Genomic DNA, 25,592 nt, shown 5'->3' with positions numbered 1-25,592 from the left:
ATGTCCGCCGAGCCCCACCGGCCCCCAGCGGCCGACCAGCGCTCATCGACCAACCAGCGCTCATCCACCGACCAGCCCTCATCGACCAACCAGCCCGGGACGAACGAGATGCCGAACTCCTCCGCCACCACGCGCCCGTGCCCCGAGTGCGGCACCCCGGCCCGTCAGCACGGCCAGTCCTTCTGCGACTCCTGCGGCGCCTTCCTGCGCTGGGACTCCCCGGCCGGCGTCGCGGGCCCCGCACCCGCTTCCCCACCCCGGTCCGCCCCCGATTCCGCCCCCGCGCCCGCCGGCCCGGACACGTCGTCCCCGGCCGCGGCCGGTGCCACGGACACCACCGTCCCACTGCCGTCCACCGGCCCCACGGAGCCCGCGCCCGCCGGACCGCCCGCGCCTTCGTCCTCCTCCGACACGGCCATACGGTCGCTGCTCGTGCCGGTGCCCGAGGGGGAGACCGTCGCGCCCCCGGAGACGCCGGGCGGTGTGCTGCCGGGCAGGCCCGAGGCGGCCCGGCCGCGCGTACGGCAGGCCGCCGTGCCCGCGGAACCGGAGTCCGGGGCGCCGTGCCCGAGCTGCGGGACGCCCAACGCGCCCCGCAGGCACTTCTGCCGCAGCTGCGCGAACCCCCTCAGGGACTCCACCGCCCCGCCCGCCGAGGGCCCGTACGCCGGTCAGCGACCCCGCCTTCACCGCGACCGCACCCGCTGGATCGCGCGTGCCGTGGGCATCGCGGCGGTCGTCGGCCTGGTGGTGGGCGGCATCTTCGGCGGCCCGCCGGCCGCCCGCGCCGTGCAGGACCACTTCGCCAAGCGGGTGCCCGTCCACCCGAACGACTACAGCGCCTCGCACTCCGCCCCCAAGCAGGCGGCGAAGCTCGCCTTCGACGGCTACTCCAACACCTGGTGGGGCACCGGGTACGCGGGCGACTCGGCGGGCCAGTGGCTGCAGGCCGACTTCGGCCAGCCCACCGACCTGCTCAACCTCATGATCACCCCGGGCACTTCGCCGCGCAGCGCGCAGGCCGCCGCGCAGGCGAGGCCGATGGAGTTCGACCTGGTGGTCAGCGACTCGGCGGGCAAGGAGCACACGATGCACCGCCGGATCAACGACGGCGGCGTGCAAAAGGTCGACGTCCGCGTGCGGGACGCGGTGAGCGCCCGCCTGGTCCTTCGCTCCGCGTACGGCGCGGGCAAGGGCCGCCAAGTGGCCATCGCCGAGCTGGAGTTCTTCGGCCGCTCCACCGGCCAGTCATGACGGCAGGTCCGGGGCGGACGTGACGCCCGCCCCGGACCTCCCCTCAGCACTCGATCAGCCGCGGTCAGCTGTCATCAGACCCGGTCGGCCGCGATCAGCAGATACTGGAACGAACCGTCCCTGTACGAGTTGATGAACGCCTCCTCGATGCCGGTGACCAGCGAGGACGTCGCCCGCAACTCCCAGTAGGGCAGGGTCGCGTCGGTCAGGTCGACGATCGCCTGCGGTACGAGACGGTTGTCGGCCATCGCCTTCAGGTACTCCCTGCGGGAGTGGATGTTGCACTCGAAGTGCGCGTTGATCTGGGAGACCCACTTCGAGGGCTGCCCGTACCGCGGGTTCCAGCAGCCGGTGATGGTCACGTACCGGCCGCCGGGCGCGAGGATGCGGGAGTGCTCGGCGAAGAGGTCGTCCAGGTCGACGTACATGCTCGACTCGTTGTTCCACGACGCCGTCGCCTGGCCCGTGTCGAAGGGCGTGGCGAGCATGTTGCACACGCGGGCGCGGACGTGGTCGTCGATGCCGAGCTCCCGGGCGCGCCGGTTGGCGAACTCGGCCTGCTTGGCGGAGAGCGTGACGCCCTCGGCCTTGCACCCGAAGCGCTGGTGGGCCATGACCATCGAACCGCCCCGGCCGCAGCCCGCGTCCACGACCGTGTCGTCACGCCCGACGGGGCCGAGCTGCTCCAGGAGGACGTCGGTCTGCGCCGACTCCAGCCGGTGGAGCTCGGCGATCAGCCTCTGCTCGTAACCGCTGTCGTCGGCGTTCCCCAGGGCCTCGTGGTCGACGTCGCCGATGCCGTAGTGGTGGTGGTAGAGCCCGTCGACGTCGCCGAGGCGCAGGTTCACCGGCCTGGCCTCGCCGTCCCAGTAGCGGGCGATGTCGCCCTGGTAGGGGGACGCGGGGGCGGGGATGGAGAGGGACGTGGCGTTGGCGAGTTCGGTGCTGGTCACAGTGGTGTCGGCTCCTTTACCAGAAGTCGGGCAGGCGGTAGCGGTAGGTGTTGGTCCGGTGCCAGTAGTGGTTGCCGTCGACCCACACGGCCACGCCCCGGAGGAAACGCAGCACGCTCGGGACGGGGCAGGCGGCCGCCAGGGCGGCGGCCTCGGCTTCGAAGTCGTGCATGAGGTCGTTGTGGACCTCGACCGCCTTCAGATAGGCGTCCCGGTCGGAGACGCCCTCCCGTTCGGCGATCACCACGGGCAGATTCAGGTGGCGGCCGGGGCTGTCGAGCTCCTTGGTGTAGGAGTACAGGTCGTTCACGATGGTGGTGGCGTTGCCCGCGAGCGCGATGACCCGCTGCATGGCGTGCTGGGCGTGCAGGTCGGCGGGGAGTTCGTAGCCACCGACGGTGTCGGTGATCGTGGGGCAGGGGCGGAAGTTGTTGAACTGGCGCATCGCCAGGTACTCCCACACCTCGGGCACGGTGTCCGTCTCGGACCACGCGGCCTCGGCGAGGTAGCCGAGGTGCAGCCGCGCCATGTCGTGCCGGTACCGGTCGGCCTGTGAGGCAGTGGCGTGCTGGAGGAAGTACGCCATCGCCGAGCGGTAGGCGCGCCGCGGCGCGTCCGAGTGGAGCGACTCCGTCCACTGCGGCTCGTACTCCTTCGTCGTGTGGAGCGGGTCGAGGGCCGTGTGGGCCAGCAGGAGGCGGCTGCCGAGTCCGACGGGTGAGCCGCCGTGGTCCTCGCAGTAGCAGTCGTCGACCGCGTTCTCCGCGACCATCAGCCGGGTGGCGATCATCAGGTGGTCGACGGTGGGGGCGTCCGGATGGCAGGCGACCATGTACCGGCCGACGGAGAAGCCGTCGAACTGGTCCTCCCACTCCGGCGGGAACGCCTGCACCTCGTCCACCGCCCACTCCTTGATCCGGCGGCTGACCTCCGCCACCCGGGCCTCGTCGGGCGGCGGCACGGGGTGGTGATAGAGCCCAGGAATCGCCTCGCCCTCGACCGGCTCCTCGACTTCCGGAGCAGCCGCGGGCTCCAAAGAAGCAGCGTCAGGGACGGAAGGCTCTTCGGACTCGGACTCGGACTCGGGCTCGGTCTCGGGCCGGCTCAGGTACAGGCCCGCCGTGCCGAGGCCGCTCGGGCCGCGCAGGATTCTTTCCAGATCGGGCATCCGTGGCTCCAAGGTCACTGGGTGAGTACCGGGGGCGGCGGGCTAGCCGCGCCTGCGGGCGATCTGCACGTTCTCGAGGACGCCCAGCGCGTCGGGCAGCAGGACGGCGGCCGAGTAGTAGGTGGTGACGAGGTAGGACATGATCGCCTGCTCGCTCATGCCCATGAACCGCACGGACAGCCCCGGCTCGTACTCCTCGGGCAGGCCGGTCTGGTGCAGGCCGATGACGCCCTGGTTCTCCTCGCCGGTACGCATCGCGAGGATGGAGCTGGTGTTCTGCTCGGTGATGGGGATCTTGTTGCAGGGCAGGATCGGGACGCCGCGCCAGGCCGGGACCTGCTGGCCGCCGAGGTCGACGTTGTCCGGATAGAGCCCGCAGGCGCTGAAGCCCCGGCCGATGGCCGCGATCGTCCTCGGGTGGGCGAGGAAGAACTTGGTGCCGCGGCGACGGCAGAGCAGATCGTCGAGGTCGTCCGGGGTGGGCGGGCCCGAGTGCGGCTGGATCCGCTGCTTGAAGGCGGCGTTGTGGAGGAGACCGAACTCCCGGTTGTTGATCAGCTCGTGCTCCTGGCGCTCGCGCAGCGCCTCGACGGTGAGCCTGAGCTGTTCCTCGGTCTGGTTCATCGGGCCGTTGTAGAGGTCGGCGACCCTGGTGTGGACCCGCAGAACGGTCTGGGCGACGGAGAGCTCGTACTCCCGGGGGTGGAGTTCGTAGTCGACGAAGGCGCCCGGGAGCGCGGCCTCGCCGGTGTGGCCCGCGGACATCGCGATCTCCGCCTCGCCGTGCCGCGTCTGCCGCGGCACGGACCGCGAGGTGAACTGCCGGATGTGGTCCTGAAGACTCGGCGCCGTCGACAGGACGGCGGCGAAGTCCGCGCGGGACAGGGTGAGCAGGGTGCCCGCGGTCTCGGCGGTGGCGGTGAAGTTCCACCTGCCGCCGGCGTCCCCCAGGAGGGCGTCCTCACCGAACCGGCCTCCGTCGGCAAGTACGGCGACGTCGACCTCGTCGCCGTACTTGCCGACGGAGGTCTGGCTGATCCGGCCGTGCGCGATCACATGGAGCTGCTCGGCGGGGGTGCCACGCGCGGCCAGCACCTCACCGGCGCGGAAGTCGCGCTGCACGAACCGGTCGGCGAGCGCGGTCAGCACCTCGCCGTCGTCGAAGCCGCGCAGCAGGGCCAGCTCCCCGAGCTCGCGCGGCACCACCCGGACATCGGCGCCTTCCTGGACGAACTCGATGCACCCGTCGCCGACGGTGTACGTCAGCCGGCGGTTCACCCGATAGGTGCCGCCCTTGGTCTCCACCCACGGCAGCATCCGCAGCAGCCACCGCGAGGTGATCTCCTGCATCTGGGGCGCGGACTTGGTCGTCGTGGCGAGATTACGGGCCGCCGCCGTGCTCAGGCTGGACTGCCGGGGCGGCTCCAGCCGCTCGTCCGGACTGGTCTCAACGGTCATCGGGCGAGTTCTCCTTTGTGACGTATCCGTCCAGATCCACGGGAAAGCTAACGGCCGTCACGAACAACTCGCTTGGAATCACTATGGAGTTACTTCGATGCAGCGATCTTGCCGCGCATCAGGTTTATCCGGATGTCGGGTTTATCCGGCCACCGGGCCGGAAACCGACACCACACAAAGTGGCCGCCGGGCACCGGAGGGGTGCGCCCGGCGGCCACGTACCGGGGGGGCGTCGAGCTACGACAGCTGCGACTGCACCTGCGAGGAGATGAGCTCCAGGTGGTCCAGGTCGGCCAGGTCCAGGCACTGGAGGTAGATGCGGCTCGCGCCGATCGCCTCGTACCGCCCGATCTTGTCGACGACCTCTGCGGGCGAACCCGCCAGGCCGTTCGCCTTGAGCTCGTCCACCTCGCGGCCGATGGCCGCCGCACGCCGGGCGACCTCCGCGTCGTCCTTGCCGACGCAGACCACCAGCGCGCTGGAGTACACCAGGTCGCTGCCTTTGCGCCCGGCCTGCTCGGCGGCCGCCCTGACCCGCCCGAACTGCCGCTCGCTGTCCTCGATCGAGGCGAAGGGGATGTTGAACTCGTCGGCGAACTGCGCGGCCAGGCGCGGGGTGCGCGTCGCTCCGTGGCCGCCGATCAGGACCGGCACCTTGCCCTGCGCGGGCTTGGGCAGGGCCGGGGAATCCGTGAGCTGGTAGTGCTTGCCGTCGTGGTTGAAGGTCTTGCCGACCTCCGTCGCCCACAGCCCGGTGACGATCTCCAGCTGCTCTTCGAGACGGGCGAACTTCTCCTTCGGGAAGGGGATGCCGTACGCCTTGTGCTCGTCCTCGAACCAGCCCGCGCCCAGGCCCAGTTCGACCCGGCCGCCCGACATCTGGTCGACCTGCGCCACCTGGATGGCGAGGACACCGGGCAACCGGAACGTGCCGGCCGTCATGAGGGTGCCCAGCCTGATCCGCTTGGTCTCGCGGGCGAGACCGGCGAGCGTGATCCACGCGTCCGTGGGCCCCGGCAGGCCGTCGGCGGAGCCCATGCGGAGGTAGTGGTCAGAGCGGAAAAAGGCGTCGAAGCCGAGGTCCTCGGCGGCCTTGGCGACGGTGAGGAGGGTGTCGTAGGTGGCCCCTTGCTGGGGCTCCGTGAAGATTCGAAGATCCATGGCTCCATCCTGCACGCTCGAACGCCTGTCGACCCCGCCGGTCCCGCCGATCCCCCGCCGCCCCGGTCGGGTGAAATACCGTCAACCCTGTGGCGGTACGGGTCCGGCCCAGTGACCATGCCCACCGGGTGATCGTTGCCCGGGCGGAGCCGGACCGCCCGGCATCCGCGCCGGCGGTCGCAGTCGACGTGTCGCCGGCGTCAACCGCCCTCCCCGCGCGAGAGGGCCAGGGCCGAGGAGGCCGCCATGTCCCAGGAAGCCGTGCCCGATCAGGAGGCCATGCCCCATCAGGAGGCCCTGCCCGAGCGGGAGGCCGCGCCCGACCAAGCGGCCGCGCAGGATTCGGCCGTGCCCGCACAACAGGGCGCACCCAAGGGCCTGCTCCAGCAGATGGAGGAGTTGATGGCGGCGCTCAACGCGGACCTGACCCGGCTCGACGCCGATCTGCAGCAGTCCACGTCGGCCGGATCCCCCGCGCGCACCCCCCAGCAGAGCGACGACGAGCCCGGCCACCCCTGACCGCACCGACGCTCCCCCGGGGCCTGCGCGACCCTGCTTCACCGCGGGGTCGGCACGGAGCCACCTCACGACGGGCCCACCGATCCCGCTGCCCCCGCCGCCGAATCGGCCTCGGGCAGGCTCTCCTCCCGGACCGCGAGTCTGCGCAGCATCTCAAGCACGCGGTCCCGCGACTCATCGGCGGCGTCGATCGCTTCCATGCACTGCCAGTACACCCCCTCCTCCTCGGCGCCCATCGCGACGCCGACCAGCGCGATGCCGACCTCACCGAGGAGCCTGCCGAGGCCGAGGAGGACCTGGTGCGCGTCGCCCGTCTCCGTCAGCCGGGCCGCCCGTATGTCCTCGGTGCCGAGCCTCGGGGCGTCGAGCACGCCGCAGGCTCTGCCGCCCACTTCGCTCAGGCCCAGCGCCTCGCCCCGTAACTCCGGCGGGCCCGCGACCGCGAGGTGACTGCCGATCGCCTGCGCCAGCGCCTGCGACTGCCACACCTCCACGACGATGTCCGCGGGCTCCTGACTGCGCGCCAGAGCGCGACGGTTCGCCTCGATGAGCCGCATCGCGTTCATGTCCGCCCCCTCCCTGTCCACTACCCAGAGTGATGCCCATCGGGGCGAAAAGCCAGGGGTAGGCGGAATTCTGTGGACAAGTAATCGAGTTTGGACAAGCCATCCACTCCGGAGAGTGACGAAAATACCGGAACGATCGGCTCCACCGCTGCGAAAAGGACTCCCGGAGGGAGGCGAGGAACTCCAGGAAGGACTCAGGGACCGTCCACGGCAGGGTCCTGGGACCGCACGGGATCCTGGGAGCGCACAGGATCCTGCGCCCGCACCGGAAAGCGCCGCTCGTTCCGCTCGATCTTCGCGGCGAGCGCCGCCAGCGCGTCGATCCCCAGCACCTCGCAGAACTGCAGCAGATACGCGAAGACATCGGCCACCTCGTCCGCCACCCGGGGCGCCCTGTCCGGGTCCGCCATCACGCGCGCGGACTCCTCGGGCGTCAGCCACTGGAAGATCTCCACCAGTTCCGACGCCTCCACACTGAGCGCCGCGGCCAGGTTCTTGGGGGTGTGGTACTGCTCCCAGTCGCGCGCCGCCGCGAACTCGGCCAGCCTGCGCTGCAGTACCGCTACATCAAGTCGTTCTGTCACGGCCTCAGGTCTACCACCGAAGCTCCCCCGGCGTCGGCCGCCCAGGACGCGTCCCCCACCGCTCCCACCAGCCTGATGTGCCCGCGCTCGCAGGTGCGGGCCGCCAGTTCGCCGAGGGCCCGCGACTGGCGCGCGTCGAGGCGCCGGTCCAGTCCGTCGGCGAGGACCGTGAGGGTCTGGTACGCCTGCGGCACCTCGGCCACCGGGTCGACGGCGAGCACGCCGGGTCCGGTGAGCAGCACCAGCGCCAGGGCGAGGTACCGCAACTCGCCGTCGCCGAGCCGTCCGAGAGGCGTCCGCACCCCGCCGCCCCGGTCGATGAAGGCGTGCACCGCGCCGTCCTCCACCTCCTCGGCGAAGACGTCGGCGACCGGGCCCGCGCATCCGGAACGCACCGCGGAGACGAGCATCGCGTGGCGCGTCGCGCACTCCGAGCGGGTGCGCCACAGCACTTCGGCGAGGTTGTCGCAGCCGCCCAGGAGGCGGCCCGTGCCGATCAGGCCGGCCGGGACGGGTGCGCGCATGCGGCTGGGCCGCGGGTCGCAGGCGTACGCCGAACGCAGCGCGACCACGACCTGTTCCGCCGCCGCGAGGACCAGCCGCTGCCCGTCGGTCTTCCCCGCCACGCGCAGCGGCACGAGCGCTGTGCCGAGCCGGTCGTCCGGCATCGGGGCGCGTGTCACGGGCGACGCGCCCGCCGTGTGCCAGGCGGCCTGGACGACGCGTCGGCCGGGGTCGCGCAGCGCCGTCTCCAGGAGGACGAGCCCGTCGCGGGTCAGCCGCTCGCCCACGAAGCGCAGTTCGGGCTCGGCCTGCACGGCGAGGTCGAGCCGGACGGTCCCGACGGGTCCCTCGACCGTGCAGCCGATGCGGAAGCCGCGCCGCCGCTGGCCGTCGGCGCGGGCGCGTTCGGGTACGCACGCCACGGGGTCAGCGAAGACGTCGGGGAGTTCCGCGCCGGCGCTGAGCCGCGCCAGTGCCTCGTACGCGCTGAGCGCGCTGGACTTGCCGCTGCCGCTCGGCCCCGTGAGCAGGGTCATCGGGCCGAACGGGAGCACCGCGGCGCGGTGTCCGGCGAAGGCGGACAGCCGCAGTTCGGTGACCTGCGGCCGATTCCGGCCCGCCGGCGAGTCCGTGACCGCGATCCGGGAATGCACCGTCATGTCCGGAAGGTAGGCGGCGGCCGTGCCGGTGAACCGTTACGCCCAACCGACCTTCCTACGATCGGGGGATTCCCCCTGAAGAAGGCCCGCACCGGCCGTCGAGGGACTAAGACCGGTGCGGGGCCCAGGCGTTACGGTGCCGGGGCTTTAACGGCGCCCAGGCATCACGGCTGCGCGACCGCCTCCACCAGACCCTGGACCTCCGTGCCGGGCGGCGCGAGGAGGAAGACGTTCTTGTCGACCCGGTGCATGCCGCAGCCGAGGCCGAGGACCACGCCGCTGCTGAAGTCCAGGACGCGCTTGGCGACTTCGGTCTCCGCGCCCGTCAGGTCCAGCAGGACCGGGATCTGCGCCATCACGGTCTCGGCGACCTCGCGGGCGTCCGAGAAGACGTTGACCCGCATCACCACGAAACGGCGGCGCGTCTCGGTCTCCGCGTCGGGCATCGCACGGTGCCCCGGCCACGAAGGCCACTCGTTGCGGCTGCGCAGCGGTACGACCTGGGCGAGCCCTTCCCACTGTTCATCGGTGACGTCGTGGCGCTGACTGCTGCTCACTTGCCCACCCCGTCCTGGCTCGCACTTGTTCTCTGCACCGGCCAATTCTTACGCCAAGTCACCCGTTCAGCCCAACAGCGACACGGTCGCGGGCCGTCGGCGCGGGCCGTCAGGGGGCGGGTGCCCCTTCTCTCCGGGGTTCAACGACGTTCAACGACGCTCGACGCCGTGAGCTTCGCCACCTTCCGGCGTCGGCGCGGCCGGGTGTTCCGGGCCGAGGAAGACCGCCACGTCGCGGCTGTCCGGGGCGGGGTGGGCGATCTGGTGCCAGCCGACGCGGCGGTAGAACCGGACCGTGTCGGCGGCGCGGGCCGCGGTCAGGAGCCAGCAGCGGCCGTCGGGTGCGTCCCGCGTCACCTCCGCGAGCAGGGCACGCCCGGCGCCGAGACCCTGGGCGCCGGGCCGGACGGCGAGTTCGTCGACTTGGCGCGAGCCGCCGAGCCACTCGCGGGCGCGGGCCCCGAGGGCGGCGGTAACCAGGGGGTATGCGCGAGTGTCGGGCAGCGGGGTGGGGGTCGCCCAGGCGGCCGTGAAGCCGATGAGCCGCGGCGGCCGGACCGCGCCGGGCCCCTGCACACCACCGTCGAGGGCGACCGCCGCGGTGAATCCGGGCTGCGCGGTGTCATCCGCAAGGCGCTCCAGGTACTGATCCGCCGCAGCCGGACCCTCGTTCCAAGGCGGCTCCGCGAAGGCCTCCGCGTAGACGGAACGTATGCCTTCGCCATACCGCGCAAGCAGCTCGGCACCAGCCACCCGCCGCACGACCAGCCGCCGCCCCATCACGCCACCCGCCCGAAGACCGCACCCACGGGGTTGAGCGAGGCGAACTCCAGGGGAGCCGACGGGTCGATCGAGACGTTCAGGGGTGCGGGCTCCGCGCCCGCGCGCACCAGCAGGTCGCCGACCGCCGCGATCATCGCGCCGTTGTCGGTGCAGAGCCTCAGCGGCGGGACGCGCAGCGCGATGCCCGCCGCCGTGCAGCGCTCCTCGGCGAGCGCGCGCACGCGGGAGTTGGCCGCGACGCCGCCGACCACGACGAGCGTGCCGACGCCGTACTCGCGGCAGGCCGCGACCGCCTTGCGGGTGAGCACGTCGGCGACGGCCTCCTGGAGCGACGCCGCCCCGTCGGCCACCGGGAGCGGCCGGCCCGCGTGCGCCTCCGCCCAGCGTGCGGCGGCCGTCTTCAGCCCGGAGAAGGAGAAGGCGTGGGCGTGCGCCGTGTCGCGCGGGCCGGTCAGCGGGCGCGGGAACGGTACGGCGGCCGGGTCTCCGTCGCGGGCCGCCCGGTCGATGGCGGGACCGCCCGGATAGGGCAGACCGAAGACCCGCGCGACCTTGTCGAAGCACTCGCCCGCCGCGTCGTCGAGGGTGTCGCCGAGGTGGACGATCGGGTCGCGCGCGAGGTCGCGTACCAGAAGGAGCGAGGTGTGGCCGCCGGAGACGATCAGGACCATGCAGGGGTCAGGGAGCGGGCCGTGCTCCAGGGTGTCGGCGGCGACGTGCCCGGCCAGGTGGTGCACGCCGTACAGCGGTACGTCCAGGGCGTACGCGAGGCTCTTCGCGCCGGCGAGGCCGACCTGGAGGGCGCCGGAGAGGCCGGGCCCGGTCGTGACGGCCACCGCGCCGATGTCGGACATGCGCAGCCCGGCCTCGTCCAGGGCGCGGCGGACCACGGGGGTGAGCGCGTGGACGTGGGCGCGGGCGGCGATCTCCGGGACGACGCCGCCGTAGCGGGCGTGTTCGTCCATGCTCGACGCCACCGCGTGGCCGAGCAGCCGTCCCGCGCGGACGAGGCCCGCGCCCGTCTCGTCGCAGGACGACTCAATGCCGAGCACCACCGGTGAGTCCATCGCGGGTTGGCCTTTCTGTCCGTTCGGCTCTTGGCCGGGCACCTATAGCACTTGGTAAGTACCTGCAAGTTATGTGCAATAAGGGTACGCCGTCAGGTCCCCAGTAGAGTGCGGCTGCGCAGTCTCCCCCCGAACCCCGAGGTCAGGTACCAGCAGTGACCCCCGCACCCCCCGCAGGAACACCGGCCGTCGCCGTCGTCGGGATCGGGGCCGACGGCTGGGACGGGCTCCCCGCCGCGTCACGGGCCGCGCTCGCGGAGGCCGACGTACTCATCGGCGGTCCCCGCCAGCTGGAGCTGCTGCCCACTGACCGGTGCCCCGGCGAGCGCGTCCGCTGGCCCTCACCGCTGCGGCCCGCCGTGCCCGGCCTGCTCGCCGCCCACGCGGGGCGCCGCGTCGCCGTGCTCGCCAGCGGCGACCCCATGTTCTACGGCATCGGACGCGCCCTCACCGAGGAGCTCGGCGCCGCCGCGCTGCGCGTGTACCCGCACCCGTCCGCCGTCTCCCTCGCCTGCGCGCGCCTCGGCTGGCCCGTCGAGGACACGGAGGTCGTCACGCTCGTCGGCCGCCCGGCCGCCCGGATCGCCGCCGCGCTGCACGACGGGCGCCGCCTCCTCGTGCTCAGCGCGAACGCGGCCACGCCCGCCGAGGTCGCCGCCCTGCTGCGCGAGCACGGCTTCGGCCCGAGCCGGCTGCGCGTCCTCGAACAGCTCGGCGGCGAGCGCGAGTCGGCGTACGAAGGCGTCGCCGACACCTGGTCGCACGAGCCCGGCGACGCCCTGAACGTCGTCGCGCTCGAGTGCCGCCGCTCCCCCGACGCGTTGCGGCTCGGCGTCGTGCCGGGGCTGCCCGACGCCGCGTACGAGAGCGACGGGCAGCTCACCAAGCGGTACGTCCGCGCCGCCACGCTCGCCGCGCTCGCGCCCGCACCCGGCGAACTGCTCTGGGACGTGGGCGGCGGCTCGGGTTCGATCGCCGTGGAGTGGCTGCGGGCGCACCCGTCGTGCCGTGCCGTCACCATCGAGAAGAACCCCGTGCGCGCCGAGCGGATCACCCGGAACGCCGATCGGCTCGGCGTGCCGGGGCTGCGCGTCGTCACCGGCGCCGCGCCCGCCGCGCTCGCCGGACTGCCCACGCCCGACGCCGTGTTCATCGGCGGCGGCCTTACCGCGCCCGGACTCCTCGACGCCGGATGGGAGGCGCTGCCGCCCGGCGGACGCCTCGTCGCCAACACCGTCACGCTGGAGTCCGAGGCGCTGCTCACCGAGTGGTACCGGCGCCACGGCGGCGAGTTGGTGCGGCTCGCGGTCGCGCAGGCCGTCCCCGTGGGCGGCTTCACCGGCTGGCGGCAGGCCATGCCGGTCACCCAATGGTCCGTCACCAAGCCCGTCCGGGCCCAGCAAGCAGGAGTTGACCAGACATGACCGTGTACTTCATCGGCGCGGGACCCGGCGCCGCCGACCTGATCACGGTCCGCGGCGCGCGCCGGATCGCGAGCTGCCAGGTCTGCCTGTACGCGGGCAGCCTGGTGCCGCGCGAACTCCTCGCCGAATGCCCGGACGGCGCGCAGCTCGTCGACACCGCGCAGCTCAACCTGGACCAGATCACCGAGAAGCTGGTGCACGCGCACGAGCAGGGCCTCGACGTGGCGCGGCTGCACTCCGGCGACCCGTCCGTGTTCAGCGCGGTGGCCGAGCAGATGCGGCGGCTCGACGCGGCCGGGGTGCCCTATGAAGTGGTGCCGGGCGTCCCGGCGTTCGCCGCCGCCGCGGCCGCGCTGAAGCGGGAGCTGACCGTGCCGACCGTCGGCCAGACCGTCATCCTCACCCGCATCGCCCAGCGCGCGACGGCCATGCCCGAGGGCGAGGACCTGGCCACGCTCGGCCGCAGCGGCGCCCTGCTCGTCCTGCACCTGGCCACGGGGTACGTCGACCGCGTGGTCGAGGAGCTCCTGCCGCACTACGGCGCCGACTGCCCCGCAGCGGTGGTCGCCCTCGCCAGCCGGCCCGACGAGGTGATCCTGCGGGGCACGCTGGAGACCATCGCGGGCCAGGTGAAGGAGGCGGGCATCGTGCGGACCGCCGTCATCATGGTGGGGCGGACGCTGGGCGCCTCGCAGTTCCGCGACAGCCACCTGTACTCGGCGGAGCGGGACCGGCACGTCTGCTGACCGTGTCCCGGGGCGCCGGCCGGGCACACTCCCGCGGTGCTACTTGAGGGCGCTGCGGCCCACGACCGTGCCGGCCCGGTCGATGCAGATGACGTCGACCATGACCGGCGCGCCCCGCAGCACGGCGAGCGCCTCGTCGCGGGCCGTCGCGGCGACCAGGTCGCCGAGCGGCACGCCCGCCGCCGCGCACAACTGGAGTGCCGCGAGGCCCGTGTTGGCGGCGGCGACCTGCTCCGCGAGGCCGGTGGAGGCGCCGCCCCTGCGGGCCAGCTCCGCGAGGAAGCCCTTGTCGACCTGGGAGCGGGCCGAGTGCAGGTCGAGGTGGCCCGCCGCGAGCTTCGACAGCTTGGCGAAGCCGCCGCAGATGGTGAGCCGGTCGACGGGATGGCGGCGCACGTACTTCAGGACCGCGCCCGCGAAGTCCCCCATGTCGAGGAGCGCGTCCTCCGGCAGCCCGTACTCGGCGACGACCGTCTTCTCCGACGTCGATCCCGTGCACCCGGCGACGTGCGTGCGCCCGGCCGCCCGCGCCACGTCGACGCCCCGCCGGATCGAGTCGATCCACGCCGAGCAGGAGTACGGCACGACGATCCCGGTCGTCCCGAGGATGGACAGGCCGCCGAGGATGCCGAGCCGCGGGTTCCAGGTGGAGCGGGCGATCTCCTCGCCGTGGTCCACGGAGACGGTGATCTCGACGTCCGGCGCGGCCCCGGCCCGCTCCGCCACCAGCGCCACGTGCTCGCGCATCAGCTGCCGCGGCACGGGGTTGATCGCGGGCTCGCCGACGTCCAGCGGCAGCCCGGGACGGGTGACGGTGCCCACGCCCCGGCCCGCCTTGAAGACGACGCCGGAGCCGGGCGGCAGCCGCCGCACCGTGGACCGCACGAGCGCGCCGTGCGTGACGTCCGGGTCGTCGCCCGCGTCCTTGACGATGCCCGCCATGGCGTACGCGTCCGTCAGCTCCTCGGCGGCGAGCGCGAAGGCCGGCGTCTGGCCCTTGGGCAGCGTGATGGTCACCGGGTCGGGAAAGTCGCCGGTCAGCAGCGCCGTGTACGCGGCCGTCGTGGCGGCGGTCGCACAGGCACCAGTCGTCCAGCCGGGGCGCAGGCCGGTGTGCTTGAGTTGGGCGCTGCGCCCGCCCTTGGCCTGGCCCGCCCCGCTTGCCTCACTCATGAATGGAACCGAACTCCGTGCACGTACTGATTCTGGGGGGAACGACCGAAGCCCGCCGTCTGGCGGAGCTCCTCACGGCCGATGCGGGGCTGCGGGTGACCAGTTCCCTTGCGGGACGGGTCGCGGCGCCGCGCCTGCCGCCCGGCGAGGTCCGCGTGGGCGGCTTCGGCGGGGCCGAGGGGCTGGCGGCGTGGCTGACCGCACACCACGTGGACGCGCTCATCGACGCCACCCATCCTTTCGCCGGGACGATCTCGTTCAACGCGGCGCGGGCCGCCGCCACGGCCCATGTTCCCCTGCTCGCCCTGCGCCGCCCCGGCTGGGTCGCGTCGGACGGCGACGACTGGCATCCGGTCGACTCCCTGGAGCAGGCGGCACGGGTGCTGCCCGCCCTGGGAGAGCGGGTGTTCCTCACTACCGGGCGGATGGGCCTCGCGGCGTTCGCGGGCCCCGGGACGGCGGCCCTGTGGTTCCTCGTACGCTCCGTCGACGCGCCCGAGCCGCCGTACCCCGCCCGGATGGAGGTGCTCCTCGACCGGGGTCCGTTCACGCTCGACGGGGAGCGGGAGCTGTTGCGCCGCCACCGGGTCGACGTCGTGGTGACGAAGGACAGTGGGGGCGCGGCGACGGCACCCAAGCTTGTCGCCGCGCGCGAGGCGGGGGTTCCGGTCGTGGTGGTCCGGCGCCCTGCCCTGCCGGCGGCCGTGCCCGGGGTCGCCACCCCGGAGGAGGCCGTCGACTGGGTGCGTTCCGCTGTGCGGTGAGGTGCGGGTGCGTGGTGGCTGGTCGCGCAGTTCCCCGCGCCCCTGAAAGCGGGGCTGTGCGCCCCGGTAAGGGGCGCGGGGAACTTGCGCGCTCAGCCACAACGCACGCGCAGAATCACCCCTCGGGATACCTGCGGGGCGTCCAGACGATCTGCTCCCCACCCCCGCGCCGCCGCGACACCCGCGTCTGCGAAGAGCCGACGATCAGCAGCGTCCGCATGTCGACCTCCGCCGGGTCGAGGTCCGCGAGCCGCACCACACGTACGGACTCCTCGGGGCCGCCCACGTCTCGGCCGAGGACGACCGGTGTATCGGGCGCCCGGTGTTCGAGCAGCAGCTCGCGCGCCTTGCCGACCTGCCAGGTGCGGCTGCGCGAGCCCGGGTTGTAGAGCGCGAGGACGAGATCCGCGGCGGCCGCCGCGGCAAGCCGCTCCGCGATGACCTCCCACGGCTTGAGCCGGTCGGAGAGGGAGATCGTCGCGTAGTCGTGGCCGAGCGGGGCCCCCGCCCGGGCCGCCGCCGCGTTCGCTGCCGTCACCCCGGGCAGCACCCGTACCGGAACGTCCGCGTACGCGTCCTGCGAGGCCGCCTCCAGGACCGCCGTGGCCATCGCGAAGACGCCGGGGTCGCCGCCCGACACGACGGCCACGCGCCGCCCGCGCCGGGCCAGCTCCAGGGCGAACTCGGCGCGCTCCGACTCCACACGGTTGTCGGAGCCGTGCCGCCGCTGCCCGGGGCGGTGCGGCACCCGGTCGACGTACGTGGTGTAGCCGACCAGGTCGTCGGCGGCGGCGAGCGCTCCGCGCGTCTCGGGGGTCAGCCACAGCGGCCCGGCGGGGCCCGTGCCGACCACGACGACCTCTCCGCACAGCTCCGCGGGCGGTTCCGGCGCGGGTCCGCCCGTCAGGGGCGCCACCCGGCTCGGCAGCACCGCCACCGAGAAGTACGGCACCGATTCGGGGTCCACGTCGGCGAGGCGGCCGGTGCGCTCGCCCTCCATCGTGGCGCGCTCGACGTACCGCGCCTCGTCGAGGCGGCCCGCGCTCTCCAGGGCGCCGCGCACCTTCCCGAACGTACGGCCGAGCTTCATGACGACCGCGGAGTCCGTCGCCGCGAGACGCGCGGCCAGCTCCTCCTCGGGGAGCGTGCCCGGCAGGATCGTGAGGACCTCCTCGGCCTCCACCAGGGGCTCGCCGAGGCGGGCCGCCGCCGCGCTCACCGAGGTGACGCCGGGGATCACCTCGGTCGGGTAGCGGTGCGCGAGGCGCTTGTGCATGTGCTGGTAGGAGCCGTAGAAGAGCGGGTCGCCCTCGGCGAGGACGGCGACCGTGCGGCCCGCGTCGAGGTGGACGGCGAGGCGGGCGGCGGCCTCTTCGTAGAACTCGTCGAGGGCGCCTCGGTAGCCGCCGGGGTGGTCGGTGGTCTCCGTCGTGACGGGGTAGACCAGCGGTTCCTCGATGTGGTCGTCCCTGAGGTGCTTCGCCGCGATGGAGCGGGCGATGGAGCGGCCGTGCCGGGCCGAGTGGTACGCGATCACGTCGGCGGACGCGATCACCTCGACGGCGCGCACGGTCATCAGGGAGGGGTCGCCGGGGCCGAGCCCGACGCCGTACAGCTTCCCCCGGGAAGTGGTCTCGGTGTTCACTCCGCCTCGCTCGCAATCGCGTTGATCGCCGCCGCGGCCATCGCGCTGCCGCCGCGACGCCCTCGTACGACCAGGTACTCCAGGCCGGAGGAGTGCTCGGCGAGCGCGTCCTTGGACTCGGCGGCGCCGACGAAGCCGACCGGGATGCCGAGGACGGCGGCCGGGCGCGGCGCGCCTTCCTCGATCATCTCCAGGAGGCGGAAGAGGGCGGTGGGCGCGTTGCCGATGGCGACGACGGAGCCTTCGAGGCGGTCGCGCCAGAGTTCCATGGCGGCGGCGCTGCGGGTGGTGCCGAGCTCGGCGGCGAGGTCCGGCACGGACGGGTCGGCGAGGGTGCAGATCACGTCGTTGTCGGCGGGCAGCCGCTTGCGGGTGACGCCGCTCGCGACCATGTTCGCGTCGCAGAGGATCGGCGCGCCGTCGCGCAGCGCCTTGCGGGCGTCGGCGATGACTCGCGGGCTGTAGGCGAGATCCTTCACGAGATCCACCATCCCGCAGGCGTGGATCATCCGGACCGCGACCTGGCTGACGTCGGCGGGCAGGCCGTGGAGGTCCGCCTCCGCGCGGATGGTGGCAAAGGACTCGCGGTAGATCGCCGCGCCGTCCTTCTCGTAGTCGAACACTGTGCTCTCGCTCATCTCGTGGCCGTCGTTTTCGTGGTGTTACGTGCCGTGGTGACCGTCTCGGTCAGGGTGCCGCCCGTCACGCGCTCGGTCGAGCCGCCGGTGTGCCGCGTGACCTCGTAGCGGCCGTCGCCGGTGGCGAGGACGTCGACCCAGTCGCCGTGCGGGTGCCCGCAGCGCCGCTCGCAGCCGGACCAGTGGACGGGGAGTCCGCCGGTGCCGGGCACGGCGTCGCCGCGGACGTCGGCGAGGGACTTGCCGCAGCCCGGGCGTCCGGTGCAGGCGCCGACACCCAGCCAGGGCGAGTCGGGTGCGGTGACGTATCCGACGCCGGCCAGCGCGGCCAGCCGTTCGCGGGCCGCGACCCCATCGGCGAAGCCGGGAAGCACAAATCCGCGCCAGGGCGTAACCCGCAGCTCATCGGCGGGCAGCGGCAGAAGGGCCCGCCACTGGGCGGCGCTCACGCGGCCGAGGGGGGCGTGGACCACCACAGCGCGACCGACGACGCCCGGGGCGGGCGGGGCGGTACTCGGCGGCCGCCGGGTGCCGGCGGGCGCGGCATCGCCATCTGCGGCCGACGCGGCAACCGGCGGACGCGGGACATCAGCGGGCGCGGCATCACCATCCGCGGGCGTGACGGCAACCGGCGACCGCGGGACATCAGCGGGCGCGGCATCGCCATCAGCGGTCGGCGCGCCGACCGACAGCCGCCGGGCGTCGGCAGGCGCGGCATCACCATCCGCGGGCGTGACGGCAACCGGCGACCGCGGGACATCAGCGGGCGCGGCATCACCATCAGCGGACGGCGCGGCAACCGGCAGCCGCCGGGCGTCGGCAGGCGCAGCATCACCATCCGCAGGCGAAGCGGTGTCCGGCAGCCGCGGGACGCCGGCGAGCGTGACATCGCCATCAGCCGACGGCACGGCAACCGGCAGCCGCCGGGCGTCGGCAGGCGCGGCACCGCCATCCGCGGACAGCACGGCAACCGGTGACCGCGGGACATCAGCGGGCGCGGCATCGCCATCAGCGGGTGTGACGGCACCACCGACGGGCGTGGCGGTGAGGTCGGCGGGTGTAGCGGTGAGGTCGGCCGGTGTAGCAGCGGCAGCCGCGGGTGTGGCGGTGACGTCGGCGCGGGCCAGTGCTGCCGCCAGGTCCGGGGTCGTGCCCTCGGGCAGTTCGCGCAGCCGCCAGGCTCCGTTGCCCGCCTCGCGCGCGGCGGCGAGGAAGGCCCCGGCGGCGGCGAGGGCGGCGCGCGGGGCGTCGGCCCCGGCGACCCGGAAGGCGTGCCCCCCGAGACGTACGACCGCGGTCCCGCCCGATTCTGCGATCAAGGTCACATCGCCGCCGAGCCCGGCCACATCCCCGCGGCCGTCGTCGAGGGCGAACAGGAAGCGGCCGGAGAGCGCCGTCGTCCACTCCTCGGCGCAGAGGAGCCGGTCCAGCTCGCGGGCCCACAACTGCACGTCGGCGTGGCCGAGTCCGTCGGTTCCCGCGAGCGGGGACGCCACCACGTTCCGCACCCGCTCGTGGCGCTCGGAGGGCAGCAGGCCGGCGTCCGCGAGCAGCCGGGAGAGTTCGCCGCCGCACGCGTCGCCGAGGCCGCGCAGCTCGATGTTGCCGCGTGAGGTGACGCTGAGGTTCCCGTCCGCCAGACGCTCCGCCACGGCTGCCAGCACAGCTACCTGATGCCCCGTCAGAAGGCCCCCGGGCAGCCGGAGTCGGGCGAGGCGCCCGTCGTCCGCGAGGTGCAGACGGAGGGCTCCGGGGCAGGCGTCACCCCGGTCACGTATGAGGGATTCGCCCTGGTCTGGGGATGGTGCTCGGGTGGGCGGCATGGCGGCGAGCATACCCACGCGGATCCGGCCGGTCGCCTCCCGAGACGGACCGTCCTGGCAGGTGGCCGCCCCATCGGCGGCGGGCAGGACTTACTATGCAGGCGGCGGGCTTCCAGGTCCGCCGACGCCAGCGACGGCGTGGGTCCACCAGGACCCGAGGGAGGAAGCCCGGTGCGAATCCGGCGCGGTCCCGCCACTGTGAGCCCCACCCGCGTGGGGTGAGCCAGGAACTCCTGCCGTCCATACGACCACCCGGGGCGCGGACACCCCGAGGAAGGCCTGCGCCCGCATGCTTCTGCTGTTGTCGACCTCCGACACCGACCTGCTCAGCGCCCGCGCGGCGGGTGGCCCCGTCGACTACCGGTTCGCCAACCCGTCCCGCCTGGACCTCGACGGGCTGCCCGCCCTGCTCGACGGCGTCGACCTCGTCGTCGTACGCCTCCTCGGCGGCGTCCGCGCCTGGCAGGACGGCCTGGACCAGCTCATCGCCACCGGCCTCCCGGTCGTCGTGCTCACCGGCGAACAGGCGCCCGACGCCCAGTTGATGGCCTCGTCGACCGTGCCGATCGGCATCGCCGCCGAGGCGCACGCCTACCTCGCGCACGGCGGCCCCGCCAACCTGGAGCAGCTGGCCCGCTTCCTCTCCGACACCGTGCTGCTCACCGGCCACGGCTTCGAGCCGCCCGCCGCCGCCCCCTCCTGGGGCCCGCTGGAGCGCACCGCCCGCACGGAAGGCACCGACGGCCCGACCGTCGCGGTGCTCTACTACCGCGCCCACCACATGAGCGGCAACACCGCCTTCGTGGACGCGCTGTGCGGCGCGATCGAGGACGCGGGCGCCCGCGCCATGCCGCTGTACGTGGCTTCGCTGCGCGCCCCCGAGCCCGAGCTGATCGACGAGCTGCGCGCCGCCGACGCCATCGTGACGACGGTCCTCGCGGCGGGCGGCACCAAGCCCGCCGAGGCGTCGGCCGGCGGCGACGACGAGTCGTGGGACGCGGGCGCGCTGACCGGCCTCGACGTACCGATCCTCCAGGCGCTCTGCCTGACCGGGTCGCGCTCCGCGTGGGAGGAGAACGACGAGGGCGTCTCGCCGCTGGACGCCGCGAGCCAGATCGCGGTGCCCGAGTTCGACGGGCGCCTCATCACGGTCCCCTTCTCCTTCAAGGAGATCGACGAGGACGGCCTTCCCGCGTACGTGGCCGACGCCGAGCGGGCGGCCCGGGTCGCCGGCATCGCCGTGCGGCACGCGCGCCTGAAGCACATCCCGGCCGCCGACAAGCGCCTCGCGCTGGTGCTTTCCGCGTACCCGACCAAGCACTCCCGCATCGGCAACGCGGTCGGCCTCGACACCCCCGCGTCCGCCGTCGCGCTCCTGCGCAGGCTCATCGCCGAGGGCTACGACTTCGGTCCCGAGGCCGACATCCCGGGCCTCGTCTCCGGCGACGGCGACGAGCTGATCCGCGCGCTCATCGACGCGGGCGGCCACGACCAGGACTGGCTCACCGAGGAGCAGCTCGCCGCCAACCCGGTGCGCATCCCGGCCGCCGACTACAAGCGGTGGTACGCGACGCTCCCGCAGGAGCTGCGGGACTCGGTCGAGCAGCACTGGGGGCCGCCGCCCGGCGAGATGTTCCTGGACCGCTCGCGGGTCGGCAACGGCGGGGACCCGGAGGGCGACATCGTGCTCGCCGCCCTGCGCCGCGGCAACCTGCTCATCCTCATCCAGCCGCCGCGCGGCTTCGGCGAGAACCCCATCGCGATCTACCACGACCCGGACCTGCCGCCGTCGCACCACTACCTGGCGGCGTACCGCTGGATCGCGGCGTCCGCGGCGGACGGCGGCTTCGGCGCCGACGCGATGATCCACCTCGGCAAGCACGGCAACCTGGAGTGGCTGCCCGGCAAGAACGCGGGCCTGTCCGCCGCCTGCGGCCCCGACGCCGCGCTCGGCGACCTGCCGCTGATCTACCCCTTCCTGGTCAACGACCCGGGCGAGGGCACCCAGGCCAAGCGCCGCGTGCACGCCACGCTCATCGACCACCTGGTGCCGCCGATGGCACGCGCCGACTCCTACGGCGACATCGCGCGCCTTGAGCAGCTCCTCGACGAGTACGCGCAGATCAGCTCCATGGACCCGGCGAAGCTTCCGGCGATCCGCGCGCAGATCTGGACGCTCATCCAGGCCGCGAAGCTCGACCACGACCTGGGTCTCGAGGACCGTCCGGACGACGACGGCTTCGACGACTTCCTGCTGCACGTCGACGGCTGGCTCTGCGAGATCAAGGACGCGCAGATCCGCGACGGCCTGCACGTCCTCGGCACCGCCCCGGCCGCCGGTGACCGCGTCAACCTCGTCCTCGCGATCCTGCGGGCCCGCCAGATCTGGGGCGGCACGACCGCCCTGCCCGGTCTGCGCGAAGCCCTCGGTCTCGACGAGTCCGCGGCGACGCGCACCACCGCCGACGCGGCCGAGGAGCAGGCCCGCGCGCTGGTCCAGGCGATGGACGACGCGGACTGGGACCTCGCCGCCGTCCCCCGCGACCAGGGTGAACAGGTCGCCGCGGTCCTGGAGTTCGCGGCCCGCGAGGTCGTGCCGCGCCTCGCGGCCACCACCGCCGAGCTCGACCACTCCGTCCACGCCCTGAACGGCGGCTTCGTCCCGGCGGGCCCCTCGGGCTCCCCGCTGCGCGGCCTGGTCAACGTCCTGCCGACCGGCCGCAACTTCTACTCGGTCGACCCGAAGGCCGTCCCGTCCCGCCTCGCGTGGGAGACGGGCCAGGCCCTCGCCGACTCCCTCATCGAGCGGTACAGGACGGACAACGGCGAGTACCCCACGTCCGTCGGCCTCTCCCTGTGGGGCACGAGCGCGATGCGCACCGCGGGCGACGACGTCGCCGAGGCCATGGCGCTGCTCGGCGTCCGCCCGGTCTGGGACGACGCGTCGCGCCGCGTCACGGGTCTGGAGGCCATCCCGTACGAGGAGCTGGGCCGTCCCCGCATCGATGTGACGCTGCGCATCTCGGGCTTCTTCCGCGACGCGTTCCCGCACACCATCGGCCTGCTCGACGACGCGGTGCGGCTCGCCGCCTCGCTCGACGAGCCCGCCGACCAGAACTACGTACGCGCCCACGCCCAGGCCGACCTGGCCGAGCACGGCGACGAGCGCCGGGCCACCACCCGCATCTTCGGTTCGCGTCCGGGTACGTACGGCGCGGGCCTGCTCCAGCTCATCGACTCCCGCGACTGGCGCACCGACGCGGACCTCGCCGAGGTGTACACGGTGTGGGGCGGCTACGCGTACGGCCGCGGGCTCGAAGGCCGCCCGGCGCGCGCCGAGATGGAGACCGCGTACAAGCGCATCGCGGTCGCCGCGAAGAACACGGACACCCGCGAGCACGACATCGCGGACTCGGACGACTACTTCCAGTACCACGGCGGCATGGTGGCGACCGTGCGCGCGCTGCGGGGCACGGCCCCGGAGGCGTACATCGGCGACTCGACCCGCCCCGAGACGGTCCGCACGCGCACGCTGGTGGAGGAGACGAGCCGCGTCTTCCGCGCCCGCGTGGTCAACCCCAAGTGGATCGAGGCGATGCGCCGCCACGGCTACAAGGGAGCCTTCGAACTCGCCGCCACCGTGGACTACTTGTTCGGGTACGACGCCACGACGGGCGTCGTCGCCGACTGGATGTACGACAAGCTCACGGAGACGTACGTCCTGGACCCGACGAACCGTCAGTTCCTCCAGGAGGCCAACCCCTGGGCCCTGCACGGCATCGCGGAGCGCCTTCTGGAGGCGGAGTCGCGCGGCATGTGGGCCAAGCCGGACCCGGCGGTGCTCGAAGCGCTGCGGCAGGCCTACCTGGAGTCCGAGGGCGACTTGGAGGACGGCGGCGACAAGGGCTGAGGGTCTGCCTCTGAACCCCCGAGCCAGGCGAGTGCGGCCGTCGTCAGCGCCGTGACGCCGGTGGTGACGGCCGGCTCGACCAGCGGGGCGAAGAACGGCGAGTGGTTGGACGGGATGTCGCGCTCGAAGGTCCCGGCCTGCTGCGCGGCCACCACCTCCGCCGGGTCGGCGCCGCCGAACAGCCAGTAGCAGAGCGGGACTTCGCGATCGGCGCAGGTCGCGAAGTATCCGACGTCCTCGCTGCCGGTCACGGGGCCCGGATCGAGGATCCGGTCCTCGCCGAGCACCGCGCCGATCGCCGCCATCGTCCTCTCGACGGCGGCCGCGTCGTTGTCGAGGACGGGGAACGAGTCGATCTCCGTGATCTCGGGCTCCCGCTCCGCCCCCGCCGTGGCCGCCTCGCCCCTGACGATGCGCTCGACGGCGGCGAGGACCCGCCTGCGGACCTCGGGCGTGTACGTCCGGATGTTGATCTTCAGCTCGGCCTCGTCCGGGATGATGTTGTCCTTCGTGCCCGCCTGCAGCGAGCCGACGGTGACCACGGCCGTCTCGCCGCCCGCGATCTCCCGCGACACGACGGTCTGCAGCCGCATCACGGTCGCGGCGGCCATCACCACGGGGTCGATCGACGCCTCGGGGCGAGAGCCGTGCGCCCCCTTGCCGAACATCCGTACACGCAGGGCGTCGGTCGCCGCGAAGGCCGGCCCGGAGTGCGCCCCGATCATGCCGGCGGGAAGCGGCGCGACATGCTGCCCGAGCACGACGTCCGGGACGCCGAACCGCTCGTAGAAACCGTCCTCGACCATCGCCCGCGCGCCCTGCGCGATCTCCTCGGCGGGCTGGAAGACCCCGACGATCCTGCCCGACCAGCCGTCGCGGGCATCCGCGAGCAGCCGCAGCGCGCCCAGCAGACAGGTGACGTGCATGTCGTGGCCGCAGGCGTGCATCACGCCTTCGTTGACGGACGCGTACGGAAGGCCGGTGCGCTCCGTCACGGGCAGCGCGTCGAAGTCGGCGCGCAGCAGGACGGTCGGACCCTCGCCGTTCGCCAGGACGGCGACGACACCGGTGCGGCCGACGCCGGTCGTGACCTCGTATCCGTACGAGGCGGCGCGGCGGGCGACCTCGGCGGCGGTGCGGTGTTCCTCGAAGGACAGCTCGGGGTGGGCGTGCAGATCCCGGTAGAGATCGGCGAGTTCCGCCTTGATGGCGTCGAGGCCCCGCAGGGCGGAGGCGTTCCGTTCGGCGGCGGTCATGTCACGCTCCTCGTCTGTCGTACTCCCGCCACCCTACGTACGACGTTCCGGGACGCCCGGAACCGGTCACACCGCGCGCACGTCACCCCAGTCGTCACCGAAGATCGGAAAGGGACCGCCGCGCCATGACCACACCGCCCCCGACCACCCCGCACCCCACACACAGCACGCGCCACCTCTACATCGCCCGGCACGGTGAGGCCACGCCGGACGAGAGCGGGCTGACTCAGGGAGGCCTCAGACAGGCGGTCCTCCTCGGCGAGCGCCTCCGGAGCGTGCCCCTCACCACCATCCACCACGGCCCGCTCCCCCGCGCCGAACAGACGGCCCGCCTGGTGGCCGACCAGCTGAACGGCGCCGTCCCCCTGCACCGCTCGGCCCCGGCGGGCGACTACCTCCCCCACATCCCGCACAAGGACGAACTGCCGCCCGAGACGGCCGACGCGACGCTGGCCCGGCTTGCCGAGTTCCCCGAGGCCGAGCGCGTGGACGGCCCCACCCTTGCCCAGGAGGCCCTCGCCTGTTTCACCGGCCCGGTCCCCGGCGACGAGCCGCGCCACGAACTACTCGTCACCCACAACTTCCTGATCGGCTGGCTGGTCCGCGCCGCCCTGGAGGCCCCACCGGCGCGCTGGCTCGGCCTCAACCACTGCAACGCGGCCCTGACGGTCATCCGCTACACACCGGGCCGCCCCGCCGCCCTGGTGTTCTACAACGACATGCGCCACCTGCCCGAGGAACTGCGCTGGACCGGCTTCCCCCCGGAGCTCCGCGCCTGAGCACGCGTCACGCCGGCCCGCCCGGCAGCACGATGTTGTTGATCAGCGGTCCCTCGATGGAGACCCCTTCGTTGATCAGCGTGTCGATGACGGGCAACGGAATGGGGTTCGCCGCGGCAGTCGCTGCCGTTGCCCCGGAGAGGACGAGGGCGGCGGCGAGAGCGACGACGGCTATGACGTGGCGAGACGACATACAACGGC

Annotated in this window: 22 protein-coding genes, 1 pseudogene and 1 riboswitch; of the genes and pseudogenes, 7 read left to right on the top strand and 16 right to left on the bottom strand. The window is 73.4% G+C overall.

From position 1 onward, the window contains the following. Window positions 1–1,254: a discoidin domain-containing protein gene (locus tag ACZ56E_RS15025; protein ID WP_471214322.1), complete on the top strand. Its 1,254-nt coding sequence runs from the start codon at window positions 1–3 to the stop codon at window positions 1,252–1,254. A 74-nt stretch (window positions 1,255–1,328) separates the two neighbouring features. Here ACZ56E_RS15025 and ACZ56E_RS15020 read toward each other — a convergent pair whose 3' ends face one another. From ACZ56E_RS15020 to ACZ56E_RS15005, 4 genes and pseudogenes are all read right to left on the bottom strand, one after another. Further along, on the bottom strand, window positions 1,329–2,207 hold the full coding sequence (locus ACZ56E_RS15020) for a geranyl diphosphate 2-C-methyltransferase (protein ID WP_471214321.1): 879 nt from the start codon (window positions 2,205–2,207) through the stop codon (window positions 1,329–1,331). Window positions 2,208–2,223: 16 nt separating this feature from the next. After that, window positions 2,224–3,366 (bottom strand): annotated as a pseudogene (locus ACZ56E_RS15015) (family 2 encapsulin nanocompartment cargo protein terpene cyclase); the annotation flags it as partial. A gap of 51 nt (window positions 3,367–3,417) precedes the next feature. Next, window positions 3,418–4,833 (bottom strand): family 2B encapsulin nanocompartment shell protein, encoded by a 1,416-nt coding sequence (locus tag ACZ56E_RS15010; protein ID WP_471214319.1) that lies wholly within the window; start codon window positions 4,831–4,833, stop codon window positions 3,418–3,420. 237 nt (window positions 4,834–5,070) lie between these two features. Then, a complete protein-coding gene (locus tag ACZ56E_RS15005; protein WP_468602675.1) occupies window positions 5,071–5,994 on the bottom strand; it encodes an LLM class F420-dependent oxidoreductase in 924 nt (307 codons plus the stop codon). A 246-nt stretch (window positions 5,995–6,240) separates the two neighbouring features. Between ACZ56E_RS15005 and ACZ56E_RS15000 the strand changes: the two genes are divergently transcribed. Further along, window positions 6,241–6,513 (top strand): hypothetical protein, encoded by a 273-nt coding sequence (locus ACZ56E_RS15000; protein ID WP_471214318.1) that lies wholly within the window; start codon window positions 6,241–6,243, stop codon window positions 6,511–6,513. A 65-nt stretch (window positions 6,514–6,578) separates the two neighbouring features. On the opposite strand, the gene ACZ56E_RS14995 is transcribed toward ACZ56E_RS15000, so the two are convergent. The 6 genes from ACZ56E_RS14995 to tsaD form a co-directional block, all read right to left on the bottom strand. Next, on the bottom strand, window positions 6,579–7,079 hold the full coding sequence (locus tag ACZ56E_RS14995; protein WP_471214317.1) for a DUF6099 family protein: 501 nt from the start codon (window positions 7,077–7,079) through the stop codon (window positions 6,579–6,581). 194 nt (window positions 7,080–7,273) lie between these two features. Continuing rightward, window positions 7,274–7,663: a nucleotide pyrophosphohydrolase gene (locus tag ACZ56E_RS14990; RefSeq protein ID WP_471214316.1), complete on the bottom strand. Its 390-nt coding sequence runs from the start codon at window positions 7,661–7,663 to the stop codon at window positions 7,274–7,276. After that, window positions 7,660–8,826, bottom strand: a complete 1,167-nt coding sequence (locus ACZ56E_RS14985; protein ID WP_471214315.1) for an AAA family ATPase — start codon at window positions 8,824–8,826, stop codon at window positions 7,660–7,662. The genes ACZ56E_RS14990 and ACZ56E_RS14985 overlap by 4 nt, the downstream gene beginning before the upstream one ends. A gap of 164 nt (window positions 8,827–8,990) precedes the next feature. Then, on the bottom strand, window positions 8,991–9,383 hold the full coding sequence (locus ACZ56E_RS14980; RefSeq protein WP_468602685.1) for a cell division protein SepF: 393 nt from the start codon (window positions 9,381–9,383) through the stop codon (window positions 8,991–8,993). Window positions 9,384–9,533: 150 nt separating this feature from the next. Further along, on the bottom strand, window positions 9,534–10,163 hold the full coding sequence (locus ACZ56E_RS14975; RefSeq protein ID WP_471214313.1) for a GNAT family N-acetyltransferase: 630 nt from the start codon (window positions 10,161–10,163) through the stop codon (window positions 9,534–9,536). Beyond that, window positions 10,163–11,233 carry a tRNA (adenosine(37)-N6)-threonylcarbamoyltransferase complex transferase subunit TsaD gene (gene tsaD, locus ACZ56E_RS14970; RefSeq protein WP_471214312.1) on the bottom strand — a complete coding sequence of 357 codons (1,071 nt, stop codon included), beginning with the start codon at window positions 11,231–11,233 and terminating at the stop codon, window positions 10,163–10,165. The genes ACZ56E_RS14975 and tsaD overlap by 1 nt, the downstream gene beginning before the upstream one ends. 155 nt (window positions 11,234–11,388) lie before the next feature. Here tsaD and cbiE point away from each other — a divergent pair, with 155 nt between their 5' ends. Together cbiE and cobM are read left to right on the top strand one after the other, a co-directional pair. After that, on the top strand, window positions 11,389–12,657 hold the full coding sequence (gene cbiE / locus ACZ56E_RS14965; protein WP_471214311.1) for a precorrin-6y C5,15-methyltransferase (decarboxylating) subunit CbiE: 1,269 nt from the start codon (window positions 11,389–11,391) through the stop codon (window positions 12,655–12,657). Then, the gene (gene cobM / locus ACZ56E_RS14960) at window positions 12,654–13,403 is read left to right on the top strand and encodes a precorrin-4 C(11)-methyltransferase (RefSeq protein ID WP_468085199.1); all 750 of its coding nucleotides are present in this window, start codon (window positions 12,654–12,656) and stop codon (window positions 13,401–13,403) included. The genes cbiE and cobM overlap by 4 nt, the downstream gene beginning before the upstream one ends. A 39-nt stretch (window positions 13,404–13,442) precedes the next feature. On the opposite strand, the gene ACZ56E_RS14955 is transcribed toward cobM, so the two are convergent. Further along, window positions 13,443–14,576: a cobalt-precorrin-5B (C(1))-methyltransferase gene (locus tag ACZ56E_RS14955; RefSeq protein ID WP_471214310.1), complete on the bottom strand. Its 1,134-nt coding sequence runs from the start codon at window positions 14,574–14,576 to the stop codon at window positions 13,443–13,445. A gap of 17 nt (window positions 14,577–14,593) precedes the next feature. Between ACZ56E_RS14955 and ACZ56E_RS14950 the strand changes: the two genes are divergently transcribed. Beyond that, the gene (locus tag ACZ56E_RS14950; protein ID WP_471214309.1) at window positions 14,594–15,340 is read left to right on the top strand and encodes a cobalt-precorrin-6A reductase; all 747 of its coding nucleotides are present in this window, start codon (window positions 14,594–14,596) and stop codon (window positions 15,338–15,340) included. 115 nt (window positions 15,341–15,455) lie between these two features. On the opposite strand, the gene ACZ56E_RS14945 is transcribed toward ACZ56E_RS14950, so the two are convergent. Genes ACZ56E_RS14945 through ACZ56E_RS14935 form a run of 3 tightly spaced genes read right to left on the bottom strand, consistent with a single transcriptional unit; the run spans window position 15,456 to window position 19,446 of the window. Continuing rightward, on the bottom strand, window positions 15,456–16,985 hold the full coding sequence (locus ACZ56E_RS14945) for a precorrin-2 C(20)-methyltransferase (RefSeq protein WP_471214307.1): 1,530 nt from the start codon (window positions 16,983–16,985) through the stop codon (window positions 15,456–15,458). Beyond that, entirely contained in the window at window positions 16,982–17,608 is a 627-nt protein-coding gene (locus ACZ56E_RS14940) for a precorrin-8X methylmutase (protein ID WP_362992512.1), read from the bottom strand. Before ACZ56E_RS14940 ends, ACZ56E_RS14945 begins: the two co-directional genes overlap by 4 nt. Before the next feature lie 11 nt (window positions 17,609–17,619). After that, window positions 17,620–19,446, bottom strand: coding sequence for a cobalamin biosynthesis protein CobG (locus ACZ56E_RS14935; RefSeq protein WP_471214303.1), 1,827 nt, complete (start codon window positions 19,444–19,446; stop codon window positions 17,620–17,622). 124 nt (window positions 19,447–19,570) lie between these two features. Beyond that, window positions 19,571–19,694: riboswitch (cobalamin riboswitch) on the top strand. Window positions 19,695–19,735: 41 nt separating this feature from the next. On the opposite strand from ACZ56E_RS14935, the gene cobN reads away from it, so the two are divergent. Beyond that, the gene (cobN, locus tag ACZ56E_RS14930) at window positions 19,736–23,356 is read left to right on the top strand and encodes a cobaltochelatase subunit CobN (RefSeq protein WP_471214301.1); all 3,621 of its coding nucleotides are present in this window, start codon (window positions 19,736–19,738) and stop codon (window positions 23,354–23,356) included. Here cobN and ACZ56E_RS14925 read toward each other — a convergent pair. Further along, on the bottom strand, window positions 23,308–24,612 hold the full coding sequence (locus tag ACZ56E_RS14925; protein ID WP_471214300.1) for an amidohydrolase: 1,305 nt from the start codon (window positions 24,610–24,612) through the stop codon (window positions 23,308–23,310). The two genes, cobN and ACZ56E_RS14925, sit on opposite strands and share 49 nt — an antisense overlap. Window positions 24,613–24,737: 125 nt before the next feature. Between ACZ56E_RS14925 and ACZ56E_RS14920 the strand changes: the two genes are divergently transcribed. After that, window positions 24,738–25,391 (top strand): histidine phosphatase family protein, encoded by a 654-nt coding sequence (locus ACZ56E_RS14920; RefSeq protein WP_471214299.1) that lies wholly within the window; start codon window positions 24,738–24,740, stop codon window positions 25,389–25,391. A gap of 7 nt (window positions 25,392–25,398) precedes the next feature. Here the strand turns inward: ACZ56E_RS14920 and ACZ56E_RS14915 are convergent, their stop codons facing one another. After that, window positions 25,399–25,584 carry a hypothetical protein gene (locus ACZ56E_RS14915; protein ID WP_471214298.1) on the bottom strand — a complete coding sequence of 62 codons (186 nt, stop codon included), beginning with the start codon at window positions 25,582–25,584 and terminating at the stop codon, window positions 25,399–25,401. Between the last annotated feature and the right edge of the window lie 8 nt (window positions 25,585–25,592).

Source organism: Streptomyces sp. NPDC039480, from assembly GCF_055597165.1.
The sequence above is the reverse complement of the archived record's forward strand: the minus strand, read 5'-3'. Positions and strand labels throughout refer to the sequence as shown.

Bases quoted from the DNA above. Each gene is read 5' to 3' on its own strand.
- ACZ56E_RS15025 (WP_471214322.1), top strand. From the start codon at position 1: ATGTCCGCCGAGCCCCACCGGCCCCCAGCGGCCGACCAGCGCTCATCG.
- ACZ56E_RS15010 (WP_471214319.1), bottom strand. From the start codon at position 4,833: ATGACCGTTGAGACCAGTCCGGACGAGCGGCTGGAGCCGCCCCGGCAG.
- ACZ56E_RS15005 (WP_468602675.1), bottom strand. From the start codon at position 5,994: ATGGATCTTCGAATCTTCACGGAGCCCCAGCAAGGGGCCACCTACGAC.
- ACZ56E_RS15000 (WP_471214318.1), top strand. From the start codon at position 6,241: ATGTCCCAGGAAGCCGTGCCCGATCAGGAGGCCATGCCCCATCAGGAG.
- ACZ56E_RS14995 (WP_471214317.1), bottom strand. From the start codon at position 7,079: ATGAACGCGATGCGGCTCATCGAGGCGAACCGTCGCGCTCTGGCGCGC.
- ACZ56E_RS14985 (WP_471214315.1), bottom strand. From the start codon at position 8,826: ATGACGGTGCATTCCCGGATCGCGGTCACGGACTCGCCGGCGGGCCGG.
- ACZ56E_RS14975 (WP_471214313.1), bottom strand. From the start codon at position 10,163: ATGGGGCGGCGGCTGGTCGTGCGGCGGGTGGCTGGTGCCGAGCTGCTT.
- tsaD (WP_471214312.1), bottom strand. From the start codon at position 11,233: ATGGACTCACCGGTGGTGCTCGGCATTGAGTCGTCCTGCGACGAGACG.
- cobM (WP_468085199.1), top strand. From the start codon at position 12,654: ATGACCGTGTACTTCATCGGCGCGGGACCCGGCGCCGCCGACCTGATC.
- ACZ56E_RS14955 (WP_471214310.1), bottom strand. From the start codon at position 14,576: ATGAGTGAGGCAAGCGGGGCGGGCCAGGCCAAGGGCGGGCGCAGCGCC.
- ACZ56E_RS14935 (WP_471214303.1), bottom strand. From the start codon at position 19,446: ATGCCGCCCACCCGAGCACCATCCCCAGACCAGGGCGAATCCCTCATA.
- cobN (WP_471214301.1), top strand. From the start codon at position 19,736: ATGCTTCTGCTGTTGTCGACCTCCGACACCGACCTGCTCAGCGCCCGC.
- ACZ56E_RS14925 (WP_471214300.1), bottom strand. From the start codon at position 24,612: ATGACCGCCGCCGAACGGAACGCCTCCGCCCTGCGGGGCCTCGACGCC.
- ACZ56E_RS14920 (WP_471214299.1), top strand. From the start codon at position 24,738: ATGACCACACCGCCCCCGACCACCCCGCACCCCACACACAGCACGCGC.
- ACZ56E_RS14915 (WP_471214298.1), bottom strand. From the start codon at position 25,584: ATGTCGTCTCGCCACGTCATAGCCGTCGTCGCTCTCGCCGCCGCCCTC.